The organism is Xenorhabdus santafensis (genome assembly GCF_033949405.1).
Classification (GTDB): domain Bacteria; phylum Pseudomonadota; class Gammaproteobacteria; order Enterobacterales; family Enterobacteriaceae; genus Xenorhabdus; species Xenorhabdus santafensis.
In genome coordinates this window covers 60,337-79,972 of record NZ_VCDN01000040.1, presented here as the reverse complement: position 1 = coordinate 79,972, position 19,636 = coordinate 60,337, and the positions used below count along the sequence as shown (strand labels likewise).

General features: G+C 46.8%; 9 protein-coding genes. 6 read left to right on the top strand and 3 right to left on the bottom strand.

Translation table 11 applies throughout. The features are described from left to right. Positions 1-69: 69 nt before the first annotated feature. From rtxH to rtxA, 3 genes are read left to right on the top strand one after another with little or no spacing between them, the layout of a single operon-like run. Positions 70-420, top strand: a complete 351-nt coding sequence (rtxH, locus tag FE392_RS10640) for a protein RtxH (protein WP_319930197.1) — start codon at positions 70-72, stop codon at positions 418-420. Positions 421-452: 32 nt separating this feature from the next. Continuing rightward, entirely contained in the window at positions 453-914 is a 462-nt protein-coding gene (gene rtxC, locus FE392_RS10635; RefSeq protein ID WP_319930196.1) for an RTX toxin-activating lysine-acyltransferase RtxC, read from the top strand. Between the two features lie 26 nt (positions 915-940). Continuing rightward, a complete protein-coding gene (gene rtxA / locus FE392_RS10630) occupies positions 941-13,732 on the top strand; it encodes an MARTX multifunctional-autoprocessing repeats-in-toxin holotoxin RtxA (RefSeq protein ID WP_319930195.1) in 12,792 nt (4,263 codons plus the stop codon). Positions 13,733-13,887: 155 nt separating this feature from the next. On the opposite strand, the gene FE392_RS10625 is transcribed toward rtxA, so the two are convergent. Together FE392_RS10625 and FE392_RS10620 are read right to left on the bottom strand one after the other, a co-directional pair. Then, entirely contained in the window at positions 13,888-14,532 is a 645-nt protein-coding gene (locus FE392_RS10625; protein WP_319930194.1) for a hypothetical protein, read from the bottom strand. A gap of 64 nt (positions 14,533-14,596) precedes the next feature. Beyond that, the gene (locus FE392_RS10620) at positions 14,597-15,025 is read right to left on the bottom strand and encodes a hypothetical protein (protein ID WP_319930193.1); all 429 of its coding nucleotides are present in this window, start codon (positions 15,023-15,025) and stop codon (positions 14,597-14,599) included. Positions 15,026-15,822: 797 nt separating this feature from the next. On the opposite strand from FE392_RS10620, the gene ssuD reads away from it, so the two are divergent. Continuing rightward, positions 15,823-16,995, top strand: a complete 1,173-nt coding sequence (gene ssuD / locus FE392_RS10615) for an FMNH2-dependent alkanesulfonate monooxygenase (protein WP_319930192.1) — start codon at positions 15,823-15,825, stop codon at positions 16,993-16,995. Between the two features lie 420 nt (positions 16,996-17,415). Further along, positions 17,416-17,637, top strand: coding sequence for a hypothetical protein (locus FE392_RS10610; protein ID WP_319930191.1), 222 nt, complete (start codon positions 17,416-17,418; stop codon positions 17,635-17,637). A gap of 61 nt (positions 17,638-17,698) precedes the next feature. Here FE392_RS10610 and FE392_RS22150 read toward each other — a convergent pair whose 3' ends face one another. Further along, positions 17,699-18,079: a hypothetical protein gene (locus tag FE392_RS22150; protein ID WP_439153478.1), complete on the bottom strand. Its 381-nt coding sequence runs from the start codon at positions 18,077-18,079 to the stop codon at positions 17,699-17,701. A 75-nt stretch (positions 18,080-18,154) separates the two neighbouring features. Between FE392_RS22150 and sfnG the strand changes: the two genes are divergently transcribed. Beyond that, a complete protein-coding gene (gene sfnG / locus FE392_RS10600) occupies positions 18,155-19,234 on the top strand; it encodes a dimethylsulfone monooxygenase SfnG (protein ID WP_319930190.1) in 1,080 nt (359 codons plus the stop codon). The last annotated feature ends 402 nt before the right edge of the window (positions 19,235-19,636 follow it).

Sequence of the window (19,636 nt, the reverse complement as noted above, 5' to 3'; positions counted from 1 at the left end):
CATTTTAATTTAATGCAACATCAACATTAATCTAACAATTATTTAATGGATAATTAAATGGATCGTAATATGTCTGAAAAGTTCGTTCAAACCATTTCAAGCGTTAATTATAACAAAGGCGTTTTCTCACTCTATTTCGTTGGTCAAGATCCCAATAAGATGGCAAATGGTGTACTGGCAGAGAACGATCAGGAATTACAATTAAAGCAAGTCGTCCATATGCCTGCTTCGGGTTTTATGTATATGGTTTCTATGGTGAAAAGCATGCTTGAAGACCCAAGAATGGAAGCAGAGCTCAATAAATTGATTGCCGCCGGTTTTTTACCCGCGCCAGAAATCAATGAAAATGGGGTGGATGCAGAAGCACAAGCGGCTGAACCCAAAAAACGAGCAACACGCAGCACTGAAAAATCCAAATAATACCCGTTAAATTCTCAGATTGTTGCTAACTCATGATGATTAAACATCAATCAGCAGCACTGAATACAACTGAAATACAGGCAATGATGGGCGGGGTTATGCTGCTTTGTCAGCATTCCCCATTACATCGGCGCTATCTGGTTGCAGAATGGCAACAACGTATTTTGCCAGCATTTCAGCTCAATCAGTTTTGCTATTACGAAGATGAATATAAACGCCCAGTTGCTTTCTGCAATTGGGCTTTTTTGTCTGATGACAGCCGGGATGCAATCCTTGCCGGTGAGCGAGAAATATCACCGGAAGATTGGCGTTCGGGCCAACATATCTTTTTTCCAGAAATGATTGCGCCTTTTGGACATGCCCGCGCTATCGCCCACGACCTCCGTCGTCGGGTGTTTGCTGCATGGAAAGGACAAAAAGCCTGCACGGTCAGGGGAATTCTGGATGAGCACAATGACCGCTGTATCCGCCGGGTACAGTGGTTTACGGTTTAATTTTTCGGTCAACACCAGGATTATCTATGGGGAAATCATCCAACCGTAGTACGGAATATTTCTTTACCGGTAAATATGAAGATGATAACGATGGAAACACAATACATGCCATCGGTGTGGGCGGTGTTATTAACGCCTATGGTGGCAATGATTACATTGTTGTGGGGTCTATCGGGGCAACAGTAAATACAACGTGGGGACACGATACGGTCGTCGGCGGTGCGGGGTATCTGAATATCAATGATACCAGCGGCTCCCTGACAGTAAAGGGCGGTTCTGGGTATACCTCCATCAACAAAACCCATAACGGGACAATAGAATTTGCAGGTGCTGCCGGTGGATTGAGTATCGATCACACGGGAGCCAACGGTGATATCAACTACTCGGGTGTGTCTGGTTACAACGGTTTCTCACGCAAAGGTGAGCGCGGGAGTATCCGGTTTGCCGGGGCGGGTGCTTATAACAGCCTATACTCGGATGTAACACACGGTGATATCCACTTTTCAGGTGCGGGCGGTTACAACCAAATTACGCGCAAAGGCACTGACGACGATCTCAGCGGCGAAGGGATGGAATATGCCAACGCTGAAGAAATTATCCTGAAAAATGCCACCATGAGCGGGACGTGGATTGGCAGCAATCATCAGGTAATCGGCATCAAGTCAGAACGGGAGCCGAATACTTATCTGTTTGCATTTGCAGACGATATGTACACCAAAATCAATAAAGTCCAGCTTCGCAATGATCCGGAAACAGGCCGGCTGAAATATTACACTACTTCTTGGTATAAAGAGGGCAATCAGCTGCCGAACCTTGGAAAGCAGGATATCTCGGCGCAGGCGGGCTTTGTGGGGGTTGATATTGATGGCGCTTATACCCTGTCAAACCTGACCGTTGAGCGCCGGCAATCTGTCACGCTCCATGCCGTTGAGAGCACCCTGACGGAAAACGATTGGGTAACGTATGGCGGTGGCATCAAAATTGATGCGTCAGATATCACTCTGTCAGCTGCCAAAATGGGGGGATACGCGATTTACCGGGACGGAACAACCGTCGATGTTAACGCGGTAAAATCCAACCGCCTGCCAAACACTTATGTGTATGCCAAGCAACTGGGTGAATACACAAAAGTGATTGTGGTTGAACTGAGAAACGATCCAAAAACAGGCATATTGCAATATATCGCCCGCCCTTGGTACAAGGAGGGGGATCACACGGCAGATATAGCCAATGAATCTATTTCCGCAGCCAACGGTTATCACTATATGGGAACCGGCAGCTATTCGCTGAGCGATCTTCATTACAGTGCCAATACCGTGCGTTCCTCTTTTGCCCGCGTGGCTGGCATGCACGAATACCAAGACTCAGATTTATTCAAGCCTGCAACGAGTGGCGAAGACAGTTCCGGCGACGTTCGCTATGAAGGGGCGGGTGGCGGTAATGTCATAAAATCCAACGTCACCCGCGGGAATGTGTATTTTGATGGTGCCGGTATTGCCAATATCATTGAGCACAGCTCCAAGTTCGGTAACACCGAATTCAAGGGGGCGGGTGGTGCAAACGTCATCATCAAAAAAGGCAAAGAAGGTAACCTGAAATTTAATGGTGCCGGAATCACCAATGTCCTGCTGCACCAAGGGTTGCGCGGTGATATGGATATCAATGCCGGCGGGGCTGCCAACATATTGGTTCGCGTTGGTGATGGCCGTTATCTGGCCCATCTGCTGGCTGTCGGCAATATCTCCGTTCACAAAGGAAATGGCGACAGCCGTGTCACTATGGGTGGCGGTTTCAATACCCATACTCAAATCGGCAATGGTGATGCGGTCTGGTCTGGCATCGGCGGAGCCAATGCCCTGACCCAGATGGGGGAAGGCAATGTTGCTTCCATATTGGCGGGTGGGGCCAATGTCCTGACCAAAATGGGGAACGGCCATCTGGAATCCGCCATGTTTGGCGGTGCCAATATTATTACTCATATCAGCCGTGACGCCGTACCTTCCGATTCTGGCTCCCGCTCCTCGGATACTTCCGCAATCGCCTTGGGCGGCGCCAATATCCTGACCAAGAAAGGTAAGGGGAATGTGCAGGCCATCATGGGCGGTGGCGCGAATGTACTGACCCATGTCGGCGATGGCAAAACCACCGGAACCCTGCTAGGTGGCGCGAATATCCTGACCAAAGTCGGCAATGGCGATACCACCGGCATTATGCTGGGTCTGGGGAATATCCTGACTCACGTGGGGAACGGCCAAACACTGGGCGTTATGGGCGCGGCAGGTAATATCTTCACTAAAGTGGGGGATGGAACAACGATCGCGGCCATGATAGGTGCCGGCAATATTTTCACTCATGTAGGGGATGGAAACGCTTGGGCGCTAATGGGCGGTGCGGGCAATATCTTCACCAAAGTCGGCAATGGTGATGCGCTGGCCTTGATGCTGGCATTTGGCAACGTGTACACCCATATTGGTAATGGCACCAGCGTTGCCCTGATGATCGCCAAAGGCAATATCGCGACCAAAATCGGCAACGGAGACGGGTTGTCTGCCATGATTGGCAAAGGCAATATCTTCACCCAGATTGGTCATGGCTCTACCTTTGCTGCCATGATTGGCGGGGCCAATATCCTGACCAAAGTCGGCGATGGCCTGACAGCCGCTCTGATGGCAGGCAAGGCCAATATTTACACCCACGTCGGAAAAGGCACCAGCATTGGCTTATTTGCCGGTACAGCTAACGTCATGACAAAAGTGGGTGACGGAACCACGCTGGCCGCCATGTTTGGCAAAGCCAATATCATGACTCACGTTGGTGAGGGTCTGACGGGTGTGCTGGCATTGGGCAAAGCCAACATTGTCACGAAAGTCGGCAATGATTTCATGGGCGTTATCGCCGCCTCTGAAGCCAATGTTATCACCCATATCGGTGATGGCACGACGGCTGCCTTGCTGTCCGGTCAAGGCAATATTCTGACCAAAGTCGGCGATGGAACGGCTGTCGGTTTACTGATCTCAAAAATCGGCAACATTATGACCCACATGGGCGATGGCACAACTGTTGGGTTCGCCAAAGGCGAAGCTAACCTCATCACCAAAGTGGGCAATGGCTCAGGGATCAATGCCGTTTGGGGCAAAGCCAATGTGTTAACCCATTACGGTGATGGCGATCGCTATAACTTTGCCAAAGGTGAAGCCAATATCATCACCAAAATCGGCGACGGGCAGGAAATCACGGTCGTTCAGGGGCAAGCCAACATCATTACGCATGTGGGCAATGGCGATGATTACATCGGGGCTTGGGGTAAAGCCAATATCATCACCAAAGTGGGTAATGGCCGCAATACGGTACTTGCCAAAGGTGACGCCAATATTGTGACCCAAATCGGTGACGGGGACGGCCTCAACGCACTGTGGAGTCAGGGTAATATTGTCACCAAAGTGGGTGACGGTATGCAAATCACCGCCGCCAAGGGCAAAGGCAATATTACGACTACCGTGGGCGATGGTTTGAGCGTAACTGCCGTTCACGGCGATTTGAACATCAATACCAAAGTCGGTGATGGTGTTTCAGTCAACGTGGCTTGGGGAAAACTCAACGTCAACACCCGCGTTGGTGATGGCCTGAATGTTTCTGTCATGAAAGGCAAGGGCAATGCCAATATCCGTGTGGGCGATGGTCTAAATATCAACGCCTCTTATGCCCGCAACAACGTAGCAATTCAGGTGGGTAACGGCGATTTTTACAGCCTTGCGGTGGCAGAAAGCAACACCGAAAGCAATAAGCTGGGTGCCTTGTTTGATAACGTGAAGCAGACGCTGCTTGGCAGTGTGGGCAGTCAGGGCATTAATTATCTGGTGAATGGTGTTGAAGCCAGTACTTCAGGCAACCATAAAGGGCGTGGTGCCATTGATCTGGCTGAAATTGCTTCATTGGATGGCTTTAAACTGACCGAAATGGATCAGGTCACATCTGATTTGCAAAATGACCTGAAAGGCACGGTATCGGAGGTTCAGGCGCCAAATACTGACGGCATTGAAAACACGCTGGGCAATGAAAAGCGCCTGAATTCAAACTCGTCACGTAACTTAATCGTCAATGGCGATTTTGAAAAAGGGGCTGAGGGATGGATGTACACCAATGGCATTGAAGCCAACCATTCCGCTAAGGCATACGGGCTAAGTGCTGAAGGGCATGGTGAGCGCGTCAGTGAGCTTGATGTTAACGGCAACACTCATCTTTATCAGGATATGAAGGATCTGATTGCGGGCGAAGAAATTGTTGTTCAGTTCGATTTTGCTCGACGTGCCGGCAGTTCTGCGGATAACGGGCTGGAGGTCTGGTGGAATGGAGAAGTGGTTTTTGCCGCCGCCAATGGCCGCGCTGAATGGCAAAACCACACCCTGACGTTAACGGCCAAGGCTGGCAGCAACCGGCTGGCGTTTTCCGGGATCGGGCTGAATGATGGATTGGGTTATGTTCTGGATAACGTCGTGGCAACCTCCGAACGCACAGAAAGCCACATTGCTGATACTGTGAAGCAGGATAAAGCAGCACAGAATGCCTTGCAGGATCAAGCACGGGCGGAAGCCGATCGCCAGTGTCTGGAACAAGAAAAAGAGAAACAACTGGCTGCCGTTTCTGCCACTCAGGCACAACTGGAAAATACCGATTTGGATGCGCTGAATGCGAACGGACAATCCCAGCGCGATGCCATAGCGCAAGAAGCCCGGTCAGTCACCGATGAACTGATGGCGAAAGCCAAAGGATTGGATGTGCTGGACAGTTATGGGGCGCACAACGGAACATCAGGTGCACAGTGGCGCAATCAGTATGCGGACGGGTTCCTGACGCGCGTCCAGACCCAATTGGATAATGCAAGTGAAACCGCACAAAAGCAGCTTGCCGATTCACAACAAGCCGCCGCAGGCCGCCTGAACGATATTAAAGAAGCGGTAGACCAAGCAGAAACGGGTGTCCTCAACAGCGAGCAGCACCGCCAGAATATTGAGCAGGATATTGATAAAGCACGGGCTTCTGCGGAACTCAGTGAGCAGGAAGCTATCAGCCAAATGCACAAGGCCGAGCAGGCAAAGCGTGACAGCAATGCGGCAGTGCAACAAGCAGAACAACGTGGTCAGCAAGACGTTTCTGCGGCAAACAGCAAAACCGCTCAGGTGCAGGACAATGCACAGGGCGCCAAACTTGACGCCAACTATAAACCCAACCGGACAGGGGCTCAGGGCAGTGGCTTATCAGGCAAGGCGCTGACTGGCAGTCGCAATCCGGATCTTGATAGGGATTCAGGTCTTGATGCGAATGTCGAACTTCCCGCGCAGACTGACAGCGGATTTAGTGCGGAATTGCAATTCATCGATGAAGATTTAGATGAACTCAACGAGGCAAAAGCTGCGTTGAATCGTTTGCAGATCAATGCAGGCGTGCGGGCAAAAATGCGGACGGAAAAAGCCTCAACGGGATCGTCTCTGATTTCTGCCGGTCACGAAACACAGGTGTATCCGCCTGTCAGCAATATCGCGCCTTCATCGACTGAAATCGGCAGAGAAACTCCGCAAATCTCAGGGCTGGATCTCACCGGATTGCAGGCGCTGGGGGAAGGGTTTGCTTCGGCGGATTCAGCGGATCAAACTGGCACTGAATCTGGTGCAGCCATTCGGGCGCAGAAAGTCGCGGAGGTTTACCGCTGGCTGGACAGTGATAACGACGTTGCCACCGAGAAATATATCCCGGTGCCGGGGTTTGAGCGTGTTGATGCCGACATCCCTGAGCATCTCAGACAAAAAATGGTGACTTTTGTTGAAGGTTACTTGAATGGCACGGAAAACAGCATCTCGAAAGATCAGGCCGCTTCACTGGCGAAACTGTTCGTTGATGCCACCATCGATTATGACTGGGACAAGCGGGTCGAATTCGTTGCCAAACTTGAGCATTATGGCTACAGCTTTGAACCGGTTCACGGCGATAAAAGCATCGTATCGTTCTGGTCTGGCAGAAACTTCAAACAGTACCGCAATATCCTTGACGCAGCCCAGCCTGATGGCAAAAAAGTGGTTTATGACATCGATGTAAAAGGCAACGCATTTGCCATTGAGATGAACAAAACCCTGATGCGCTGGGGAGGAATATTTCTCGATTCTGATGTTGCGGAGCAAAAAGCGTTGCAGTCGTTGATTAATGCCTCTGCCCGCAGCAATACTGGTTTCTGGAGTTCCCTCTATGCCACGGGATCGCGTGATGATGTGTATGTCATTGCGGAAGGGGGATTGCGCCTCGGCAACTACTTCTGGAATGTCGAGCTGCCGGTATTGCGCCAATTGCAGCGAGAAGGATTGGTAGGTGAAATCCGCCTGTTGGACAAAGCGCCTAAAGAGTACCAAGGTGTAGCGCCGGAAGCCATTGGCCGCCGTCTGACAGAAGCAGGAGTTTCCGTCAAGGCGCGTTTTGATTCCCTCAGTTTTGCAGAACAGGAAAGGCTGCTGGCCTTAAATCCTGCGGGATACAAAGCGGATACTCTGATTGATCTGGATATCAAAACCAGTGCCATAGACAGCCTGCTCAATCAGGCACTGCCTTTCTATGGGCTGCGTACAGAACGCAATTTGCTGGTGCGCCAGTTGGATGATGAAGGCTTTGAAGTCCGCCCTTGGCCGGGCAGTGACAATGATGAATTCAAGGCGATTATTCTGGACGATTTGGATGATCGCGCTCAAATCAAAACCGTTGAGCGTTTTATTCTTGCCAACTATGACAACTACGACCAACTGCCGGAATCTCTGCATTTGGTGGACGATCGCATTGTTGCCCACAATCACGGGCGTACCCGTATTCTGGCTGAAAAAATAGACGGAAGCTGGAGCTACAAGCCGGAAGCAAGCCTGATATCAGCGGGAGAATTGCAGGAAGCCGCGTACGTTAAGGGCAAAATTCTGGGTGACAGTTACCGCAATGTACTGGACGCGCTCAAAGATTACGAAAGCACTCTGCAAAACAGCAAAGATTATGACTTGGAAGCGCTAGAAAAGCTGACCCATTTGCATCATCAAGTTGAAGGCTATCTGTTGGGGCATCCTGATTCGGCCCGTATCCCTGCACTGAAAAACCTGCTGTCGCAGATTAATGTGCGTATGGAAGAATCGCGGGTACTGGCAGAGCCAACACTGCAAAGTGCGGGCAAAGGCAGTTTCAGTGAGCTGTACAGCAAATTGGGCAACGCCAATCTTAAAGGCTCCAAACACCTCTACCTTGATGAGCAAGGGAATTTTGTCACGCGTGGCAAAGCAAATATCCAGATTGCCATGAAAGCAGAAAGCGCGGAAAAGGCTGTTGAACAGCTCAAAGCGGCCGTGACCAAAGAATATGGTCAGTCGGTGGCAGAGACGGTTTTTGCAAACCTGCAACCCCGTGATTTGGCGAAAGATGGAAAAGGTATTGATGTCTCCGGCTTGAAAAAAGTCCACCAAGCGATTGAACAACAATTGTCACCCATCAGCGCCACTTTATTTGTCTGGAAGCCCAGTGATCACAGCCGATTGGGGCATGCGGCACTGCAAATTGGTCAGGGCCGGGTGCAGATAAGCGCAGAAGATGCGGGCGATTTTAACGAGAAAAATTACGTTAGCTGGTGGCCTAAAGGCAGCAAATCGTCCAGCCCCGGCCGTATTTTCAACGTTTCCTCTGAACGGCATCCAGATCTCAGAATACGTTGGCGTGACCTCAGCCAGCCTGCGTCTCAAAATGAGTCACTGAAACAGGATGTCGCTTCTGAAGAGGGGGACAATTTTGGCTTACACAATGGCACCCGAAAACTGGAACGATTCCTTGAAAAACTTCAGGTAGCCAAAGGCGTTGATGCGAAATTCGAGGAAGTCAGTGAAGGCTTTGCCATGGCTGCACTGGCGAATCCCCATCTCCTGCAATCTGCCGGCATCCCTGAGCCTATCTACCGACCGTTTATGAAACAGTGGGAAGATGGCGACATGGATATGTTTGAAGTGGGCAAAAATTTTGCTGAATCACTGCGCAAGGCGGCGAAGCAAGCCCCAGAATTGACCGAAAAACGCATCACTAATGTGATCCGCCAGTTTGCTGAACATGAATTGGGCCAGATTCAAGACTTCAAAGCCAGTGAGGGAGAACAGGGACGCGTTTTCCGCATTAATCTGAGTGGATTGGATATGGGCGCGATGCAGATGGAATGGCAAAAAATCAGCCAGAATCCGGATGCCCGCTATCAATTGCTGACAGATAACTGCTCCAGCATTGTGGCCCGCATTCTGAAAGCGGGTGGGGTGGATAACGTTCTTGGTTCTGCATGGCGGCCGAAATTTGGTGTCTGGACGCCAACCGAACTGTTCAATTTGGGGCAGGCCTTACAGGAAGCCCAGATTGAACATAGCGCTAAGAAACCGCAGCACCTTTTTGATGAAGAATTGCTGGCGTTGGGAGATAGCGAGAAAAAAGGCGATTTGCTGGAAAATTGGCTGGAAAAAGTGTCCATTGACAACGACGGTACACCTCCGCGTGACAGTGAGCCGTTTAACCCAGTGACGCGATTCCTGAACAATGAGCTTTACGGTGCTAAAGAAAACCGCCGCAAAGTGGATGAAAGTACCCAAATTATCTTGGATGCGACAGTGGCTGACGGCACAGCGGATAAAGTCACGTTGAAAGGAGAAATTGGCCGCCTGACAGGGTATTACTATAAAAGTATTGGGCAAAAAGGCACTGAGCAAGAGACTGAAGGTAGCCATAACTCAACGGAAAAGGTGGTTCTGTTCATTCATGGCTCCGGTTCATCAGCGGAAGAACAATCCAGCGTAATTCAGAGCCACTATCAAAAACAGGGTATCGATATGCTGGCGGTGAACATGCGGGGTTACGGCTCCAGTGATGGTTATCCCAGCGAAAAAGGTCTGTATCAGGATGCCCGCACCATGTTCCATTACTTGGTCAATGATCGTGGTATCAAACCAGCAAATATCATTATTCATGGTTATTCCATGGGTGGGGCGGTTGCCGCCGATCTTGCCTGCTATGCGCAGCAAAATGGTCAGGCGGTGTCGGGTTTATTGCTCGACAGACCAATGCCGAGCATGACCAAAGCGATTACCGCCCATGAAGTGCCAAACCCTGCGGGGCTGACAGGCATATTGGCGAAAGCGGTCAATGGCCAGTTCTCGGTGGAGAAAAACCTGCAAGGCATTGCGAAACAGACCCCGATTATGTTGCTGACCGATAACGAAGGTTTGGGCAATGCCGGTGAAACCCTGCGTGCCAAACTTATTGCGGATGGCTATCAGGTATCCGGTGAGCAAACCCGCTACGGTCATGAAGCCAGCAGCCGGTTGATGCATCAATATGCTGAACAGATCGTGTCAGGTCTGGGTTCGTCTGAGATAAAAATGCCGCTCAACGACGATGCTTCAAACAGCATCAATCGCGTTGTGCGCAATCAAGACGTGGGATCGTGGGAGCGCATTGCTGTAACGCCGCAAGCGGAAGGCAGTGATAGCCGCTTTAACGGTCAAATCATTCTCCAGACCGAAAACGATCCGGTTGCAGCAAAAGCAGCGGCGAATCTGGCAAGCAAACATGCTGATTCCAGCGTGATTGTTCAGCTTGATGCCAATGGGCAGTATCGTGTGGTGTATGGCGATTTGACTGCGCTGTCTGACAAATTGCAGTCCGGCAAATTGCGCTGGCAGATTGTCGGGCACGGGCGTGACGGGGCGGCACAACATGATATGCACGATGACACGCGCAAAAACTACACGCGCATAAGTGGCTACAGTGCAGATGAATTGGCCCTGAGACTTAAACAGTTCAGTACGGATTTCAAATCCCTTGGTACACCTGATCACATCAGCCTTGTCGGCTGTTCCCTGATAAGCGATGACAAGCGAGATGGATTTGCCCGCCGCTTTATTTCAGCGCTGGATGGGCAAGGCATTCGCACGACCGTATCGGCACGCAGCAGTGACATTGCGGTGGACAGTGTTGGGCGCAAATACACAAAAGACGCGCAGGAGCAGTGGGTTCACAAACTCACGGATAACAAAATCGTGCTGGGCTGGAATGATAAAGGCGAAGTGGAAAACCATTCCGAGCATATTCGCCGGGGCATTTCTGAAAATGACATCACCTTGTCTCGCGTAGGGCAGGCAGAGGCTGAAGCAAAAGCCACAGGCGCTATCGCGGCGAATGCGGAAACATTCCATGCCCCGAAACCGCGTGATGACAGCAATGCGGATAATACCGTCGTTTCATCGGCCTCAAACAAACAATTGAGTTATGCCGGCAATATTCAACTGCAACTGGGTGATGGTGAATTTACCGCCGCCAACTGGGGAACCACGAATGTCGGCATCAAAGTCGGCACCGGTGGCTTCAAGTCTCTGGCCTTTGGAGACAATAATGTCATGGTTCACATCGGCAACGGTGACAGCAAACACAGTGTCAATATTGCGGGATATCAGGCATTGGAAGGTGCGCAACTGTTTGTCGGCAACCGCAATGTCAGCTTCAATCTGGGGCGCAGTAACGATCTGATTGTGATGCTGGAAAAATCCATCCCAACCCCGCCGCTGGTCAATCCATTTGATGGCGCTGCCCGTATTTCCGGCGTCTTGCAAAACATCGCCGGATCGTATGATTCAGCGGATTGGCTGACGGTACAAAATCAGCAATGGACGCTGGAAAGTGCGAAGAAATATGTCAGTGATCTGTCCGGCCTGGATTTGAGCAGCAGTGTGGATTACAACACGCTGACGGAGCTTGATTCTCAACATGAGCGCAGCAGCCGTGGCTTGAAAAATGATCTGGAAAGCACACTGAACAAGAAATACAACCAATGGCTGGGCGGAAACGGCAATACCGCTGAGATGGGTAAAGTCAGCCGGGCGGATAAATTCCGTCAGGCGAATGAAAAACTGGCCTTCAACTTCGCGGTTGGCGGGCAGGGTGCCGATATTCAGGTCACAACCGGTAACTGGAACTTTATGTTCGGTGACAATATTCCATCGATTCTGGATACCAACTTGGGTTCGCTGTTCGGCCTGATGACGCAGGAATATACGGCCACGGGTATGGCGAAAACCACGTTTACCTTTAGCCCGACGGATTTACCGCGCCAGATCAAAAATAAACTGTTGGGTAATCTGGCTGGCATCAGCACAGATACCACACTGGCGGATATTTTTGGCGTGGATTACACCCCGAATGGCGGCATTGTTTCCCGTTCAGGCCAGCCGGTTGATGGTATTGCCATTGTGCGTGAAATGCTGGAGATCATTGGTGAATTCAGCGGGGATCAACTGCGGGTCCTTACCGATCCGGAAAAACTGCTTGAGAGTTTGAAAGCCGGATTGGATATGGGAGCCGATGGCGTGAAATCGTTTGCTGAAAGCCACGGTTTGAAAGCAAAAGCGCCTGATGAAAATCAGAATGAGTCAGTGCCTGACAATACTATCACCATTGATAAGTCTGGCTCGGGAGCAGAAGAGCCACAGCCTGAACGTGCTTTTGGATTGAATTCGCTGAACCTGCCGAACCTGTTTGCAACCCTGTTCAATCAGGACAAACAAACGGAGATGGCCTCTTTGGTGACCAACCTGAAAGATAACCTGACAGCGGATTTGCTGAACATGCAGGACAAAACCTTCGACTTCCTGCGCAATAGCGGTCACCTGCAAGGCGATGGCGATATTCACGTTTCCCTTGGTAACTACAACTTTAACTGGGGTGGTGACGGGAAAGATCTGGGCGCTTATCTGGGGGATAATAACAACTTCTGGGGCGGCCGAGGTGATGATGTCTTCTATTCTGTCGGCACGTCAAACATTTTCACCGGAGGTGACGGTGATGATGTGGGCGTCCTGATGGGGCGTGAAAATATCATGTTTGGTGGCGCGGGCAATGATGTCGCAGTACTGGCCGGACGCATTAATTACGCCTACATGGGAGACGGCAATGACCAAGTTTTTGCCTTCGGCGAAGGGGGGGTGATTGATGGCGGCAAAGGACGCGATTACATCGTGGCATCCGGCAATTTCAACCGCATTGAAGCGGGAGAAGATCAAGACTACGTTGTGACCATTGGTAACAACAATCAGGTTGATTTGGGTGAAGGCAACGATTTTGCCACCGTATTCGGCAACGGTAACCGGATTGACGGCAATGCGGGTAATAACGCCATCAAACTGATGGGGTATCACGCAGTCATCAACGGTGGTACAGGCAACGATCACCTGATTGCCGATACGGTATCCAAATTCAGCCAATTCAATGGCGGTGCGGGGGATAACTTGTTCGTGCTGGGCGGGTATCAAAACCGCTTTAAAGGTGGCACGGGCGTGAATAGTTATGTCGTCAGCGGCGCTGTGATTGATAACGTGGTTGAAGATATCAAGCAAGGCGACAAGATTATGTTCAACGACATCAACTGGCAAAATCTGTGGTTCCAGCGCAGCGGTTATGATTTGGTCTTGCTGACACACCGCAATATCAGTGACGGCTCGGCCCAAAGGCAGTTTGAAGCAATGGGATCTGTTACTTTCAATGATTACTTCAATGGCAACCGTGCGGATATCATTACTCAAATGGGTGATAAAGATGCACAGGGAGAGCGTGAATATACGGCACTCTCAGCCAATGCGGTGGATTCCTTGGTTCAGGCCATGAGTGGCTTTGCGCCTGATATGGGAGACAGCGGGTTTATTGATTCACTCGATAGCCAAACTCAGTCCACTATCGTGACCGCATGGTCTGATACGACAAATGGAAAATCCAAGTTAGCCTAAAGTTTAAAACAGTTGGCTGGATTTTTATTTGATATTAACGTTAACACGATGGCCCGCAATAGCGGGCTATCTGGCTTACGGACAAACTTCATTAAAAGTTGTTATGGCGTAAAAATGCTATTGGTAATCACTGTATTGATAGTAAAAAATCACTTTCAGTACGACAATCCACAAATAGTAATATTTGGTACAAGGTAAGCGCCAATAAAATTAGTATATCCAAGCCTTTTTGCATCCTCATGAGGATAATCAGTACTAACGTCTACATGAGTGACTGCTTCTGAGCCTGGTTTATGCCCCCAATAAAATTTATCGCTACCATTTCCTGTCCATACTTTTCTATAAAAATGATAATCCCATTCTTCACCTTCAGGGCTATCGGTTGTTAATATTCCAGTATATAAAGCCACTAACCACACAGGGTTGTCTTTATTCCCTTGTGGACAATTTATGCTTTCTCCAAGAGGTATCAGTCCATCCGCTTTAACACCATCTATAAGCTCTTGATCCTTCTTTGGTTTACGGCCTATATGACAAAAACCCGGATGAGGAAAATTATATTTATTGCCTGAAAATCTTTTTATATTAACGGCATAGGAATAACAATTGTTGGCAGCGCGAATAGTACTGTTACCATTCCAGTATAAATTATTATAAATTCCGAACTGAACTACACATTTATTATTGGCAGTGGGAATACCTGATATGATTTTACTTTGCCCAACTGCATCCTGATTATTCGGGGAGCGATTATATGATGTTCCTGCTAATTTTTTAGAGTTTTTTATAATGTTAAGCATAACGATTACCTATTATAATATGTGAGGTAGCCACCTCACATATATTATGGGGAAACTAAGCCACTTAACTAGCAGAAATAGAAACTTGACAAGAGCTAGAATTCGAAAAAGTGACATATAGCTTTTTATCAGCCCCATCAATTCTCAATTTGACATTACCATCATCATTGGAAGAAACGCTACAATAAAAATTATCTTTTATTTGATATTCTTTCCCAGAATTTGTGATGAATTTTATCCACCAATAATCAAATGATGATCCGGCTCCTGTTTCGTATGTAAAATTCATTACACCTACTTCTTTTCCGGAAGGAATGTTATAAACAGCCTTTATTTCTTCTTCATTAGGGTTATTACTTCGACGATGACGTACAGTTAGAGAGGAAATGTCTTCACCCCACCCATTCTTAAAAGAAACATATCCTGTATGTGATGTGATAAATTCAGTAACTTCATCATTAACTTCTTCTACATACTTTCCTTTTTCCATCATATGCAACCTCACCTTATTAAATAATATGGATTTAAAAAGCTAAATTATTTACTGGCGTCTTACAACATAAGGAATTAGCAGGATTCATCAATTGCATTCGCTACTGTTACAAATAAAGTATCTTATCATTGTAAAGTTATATTCTGTTTTTTTAGATTCAAAAATCAACAATAAAATACGAAATATATTATACACAAGACTATCATTCACTATCACATCAGGAAATAATTTTGCATTTTGGCCAGTTTATTCTGCTGTCTACAAATCAATACAGGGTGTTAGAATAAATTATGTTATGCAGTAATATGCTTCTATCTCATAGAATAAATTATTACTATCAATAACCGCTTTACTGAGGAACATTGTTCTGAATAGCCCGCAATAATGGGCCATTTCAATTAATTGCATTATTATCGCCATATGGGGATTTTTATAACAAATGGCAATTAATAATTACTTTTAATTCCTTGTTTAAAGTGTGCGCTTATCTATAGTGGTATGACTTTATTGAAATTATAAGATTTTTTATGCTGATGGATGATTATTTTATACTGGCAACTACATTAACAGGTAGCCTACGAGATTAAGTTGAAAACCGGGCTGTTAAAAATAATTATCAATTTTCTCTCTGTTAATTTTTTAAAAAATATTATCTATTGCTGGGAAAATTATCGCTCAATCTCATGTGCTGTTTAGAGAAAAATAAAAAACATTGCTTTCAAGAAGATTTTTTATTCAGTTACGAGTGAATATGCACTTTTCCCAATTTACAGTCATTTTAATTATGTGGTGGAATTATGGAACAAGACAACGATATTAAATTCTTCTGGTTTATACCCTCTCATGGTGATGGTCGTTATTTGGGGTCTTCAACTGGTGGAAGAGCCATCAATTTACCCTACTTACAACAAATGGCTTTAGCTGCTGACAGTCTGGGATACTACGGTGTTTTATTACCGACAGGTAAAAGCTGTGAAGATGCTTGGGTTGTTGCATCCTCTCTGGTTTCCATCACCAAGAATTTGCGTTTTCTGGTGGCTTTGAGGCCGGGCTTGCAGCCACCTACCTTGGCAGCCCGCATGACCGCCACGCTGGAACGGTTGTCAGCCGGTCGTTTGCTGATCAATATCGTGACAGGAGGCGATCCGGTAGAAAATAAAGGGGATGGGATTTTTCTGAGCCACAGTGATCGTTATAAAGTGACTGAAGAGTTTTTACAGGTCTATCTGCCGTTGATAAAAGGCGAGAAAGTGACTTTTAAAGGCGAATTCATTCAGGTGGAAGATGCTGAAATCCTGTTCCCGCTGGCTAAGCCGGATAAACTGAAACTGTTCTTTGGTGGTTCATCCGATGCCGCCCATGACATTACCGCCAAATATATCGATACCTACCTCAGTTGGGGGGAGCCTCTCTCGCTTGTGCAGGAAAAGCTGGATGTTGTTTCCCAGCTGTCCGCATCATATGCACGGCAATTGGACTATGGCATTCGCTTCCATGTTATTGTCAGGGAAACGGAAGAAGAGGCATGGGCTGCGGCAGATCGGCTGATTTCACATTTGGACGATGAAACTATTGCCTCCGCACAAAGCATGCTTTCACGGCTGGATTCCGTCGGGCAGTCGCGCATGCGTTCATTGCATAATGGTTCCCGGGATTCCTTGCGCATTGCGCCTAATTTATGGGCGGGGGTAGGGTTAGTCCGCACAGGGGCTGGAACCGCTTTGGTCGGCAATCCTCAACAGGTCGCTGATCGGATAAAAGAATATCGTGCATTGGGATTCACGAAGTTTATTCTGTCTGGCTATCCTCATCTCGAAGAAGCACACTATTTTGCGGAACTGGTGATGCCTCTTTTTGCTGATAGTAAGTCTGCCAACACAAAAAATGGCGCCGCGGAAATACAGAGCTCATTTGTCAATGCAGGGCCGGTGGGAGAAATCATCGGAGGCCATAAACATCCGGGCCGATAAAGGAAAACATCAGGTTAGCGGCATCAATAGAGATTTACACCTGAAACTGTTCCTTATTTGTAAATATTTATAAATGACACAGTTTCAACTTGAAATCACATGATTCTGTACTAACTTTTAATACATAAGATGATAACTTCATTACTTCACTGACCGCTATTTTTATAGAAATGGACAGCGCTTTTTTTAAATTTTAGTGGAAAATTTAGTGAGAAAAAGTAAGTTGGGATCATCTAGTTAAATATAATGTCATAAGGCTGTGATAGTTCGGGGTTTGATTGTTGGGATGTGATTGTTAGGGTGTAGTACGGTGGTAAAAAGTCTTTTTTGCCGTGAGTTGATTTTAGATAATAAGTTAAGATAATTTTGTTTTTTGATATTTTTGGTAATAGTTAGTTATATATCTGAGTAGTTATTTATATGTCTGAAAAATTTGTTCAAACCGTTTCCAGTGTTAATTATTATAATAATAGTGATTTTTCATTTTGTTTTTCTGGGCAAGAATATAACCAAATGATAAACGGAATTATAGCTGAAAATGATCAGGAATTAAAAAATATTTATATGCCTGCTTATGATTTTATGTATGTGTTGCCTATGGCTAAAGGGAAATTGGAAAAACAGGCATGGAAGCAGAATTAAATAAATTGATAGCTGCTGATTTTTGGTGATTTCAGAGAAAACTATGAATGAAGCCAATAATTTAAATAGTTATAGCCTGTAGTCGGTTCTGATTATTATTGTTTATAAATAATGTTAATGCCCAATTACTTTTGTAATTGGGCTTTTTTATCTGGTTGTTATATTTGTTATCAGGGAGACGGGATAGTTCGCAGTGGAACCGATACGGCTTTGGTAGGAAATCCGCAGCAAGTTGCTGGACGGATAACGAAATACCGCGCATTGGGGATGCACGAAATTTATTCCGTCCGGCTATCCTCACCTGAAGGACATTCACCGCTTTGCCGAATTGGTGATGCCATTTTCTGCCAATGATCACATTGCCAGTGAGCAGGTAGCTGAATCCGAACGGCAGAACAGATTTAACCATACCGGGCCGGTTGGGGAGATTATTGGAGTCCATAAAATCCTTGACTGATTATCTTTTGATAAGAGCAGCCTTAACTTAAAGAATAAATTAAATAAAGGTGCTATGACGATGTCCTATTCTTCCCCTATCAAGTTTGCTTATTGGGTTCCCAATGTTTCAGGGGGGCTGGTTATCAGCAACATTAATCAGAGAACTCATTGGGATCATCACTACAATCGCCAATTAGCTCAAACGGCGGAAAATGTCGGTTTTGATTATGCATTAACTCAGATTCGCTTTACGGCGGGATATGGTGCTGAAAACCAACATGAATCAGTCACTTTTTCTCAGGATTTATTGTCAGTGACGAAACGGCTGAAAGTCATAGCCGCGCTTTTGCCTGGCCCTTGGAATCCCGCATTGGCAGCCAAACAAATAGCAACGATTAGTAGGCTGCATGATGCACGCATTGCGGTCAATATCGTGAGTGGTTGGTTCCGTGGTGAATTTAAAGCTATTGGGGAAAGTTGGCTGGATCATGAGGAACGCTATTTGCGTTCGGAAGAGTTCATCCGTTGTTTGCAAGGGGTCTGGTCACAGCCGGTCTTCAATTTTGCGGGTGACTTTTATCGTTTTCGTGACTATGCCTTAAATCCCAAGCCCCTTGAGCCACTGCCGGAAATTTTTCAGGGAGGAAGTTCCAGAGCGGCCAGAGATATGGCGGCAAGAGTTTCTGATTGGTATTTTACTAATGGCGGCAGTATCGAATATATACAAAAACAGATTGATGATATCCGCCTTAAGGCGCAGTCGCATCATCATCAAGTTAAAATTGGGGTTAATGGTTTTGCGATTGCCCGTGATAGTGAACAGGAAGCCAAAGCGGTATTGCAGGACATTTTGCGGCATAGCAATGTAAATGCGGTGAAAAACTTTCAGGCGGAAGTACAAAACGCGGGAAACGCATCACCTGAAAAAGAGGGGAACTGGGCAAAATCAACGTTAGAAGATCTTGTTCAATATAATGATGGTTTTAAAACCAATCTTATTGGTACGCCATTGCAAATTGCTCAAAGGATCATTGAGTACAAAAAAGCGGGAGTCAATTTGATGTTGCTTGGCTTTCTGCATGTTCAGGAAGAGTTGGAATACTTTGGTAAAAAAGTGATCCCACTTGTTCGCCAACTTGAACATGAATCAACTTTATGATCTAACCGCCTGACAACTCACGCTAGTGTTGGTGAGTTGGTTTTTATTTTTATAGGTATTCCAAGATAGAACGCTTGAGTTTTTTAAAATGAAAAATAGCTGGATAATGCTATTTCAACAGAAAAAAATATACAATTAATACAAAGTTAAAATGATTTGTTATAAATAAATCAGCCTGTTTTTATAAGTGCCAGAAAGATTCATTTATATTATGGCCGGAATTAAAGTGCTTATTCATGAATTCAGTGTATCATGCAGGATATGAAAGAACTTGGTGAAAAAATCACAGTTTACAGGGTTTAAGTGTGATTGTTGGGACTCGATATAGCGGTAAAAAGGACTTTATATCTCTCTGTTGTTGATTTTTAAAATCAATTCAAGATACTCTGACTTTTGTTTTTA

Coding starts and splice junctions, on each gene's coding strand:
- rtxH (WP_319930197.1), top strand. CDS start 70: ATGTCTGAAAAGTTCGTTCAAACCATTTCAAGCGTTAATTATAACAAA.
- rtxC (WP_319930196.1), top strand. CDS start 453: ATGATGATTAAACATCAATCAGCAGCACTGAATACAACTGAAATACAG.
- rtxA (WP_319930195.1), top strand. CDS start 941: ATGGGGAAATCATCCAACCGTAGTACGGAATATTTCTTTACCGGTAAA.
- FE392_RS10625 (WP_319930194.1), bottom strand. CDS start 14,532: ATGCTTAACATTATAAAAAACTCTAAAAAATTAGCAGGAACATCATAT.
- FE392_RS10620 (WP_319930193.1), bottom strand. CDS start 15,025: ATGATGGAAAAAGGAAAGTATGTAGAAGAAGTTAATGATGAAGTTACT.
- ssuD (WP_319930192.1), top strand. CDS start 15,823: ATGGAACAAGACAACGATATTAAATTCTTCTGGTTTATACCCTCTCAT.
- FE392_RS10610 (WP_319930191.1), top strand. CDS start 17,416: ATGTCTGAAAAATTTGTTCAAACCGTTTCCAGTGTTAATTATTATAAT.
- FE392_RS22150 (WP_439153478.1), bottom strand. CDS start 18,079: ATGGACTCCAATAATCTCCCCAACCGGCCCGGTATGGTTAAATCTGTT.
- sfnG (WP_319930190.1), top strand. CDS start 18,155: ATGTCCTATTCTTCCCCTATCAAGTTTGCTTATTGGGTTCCCAATGTT.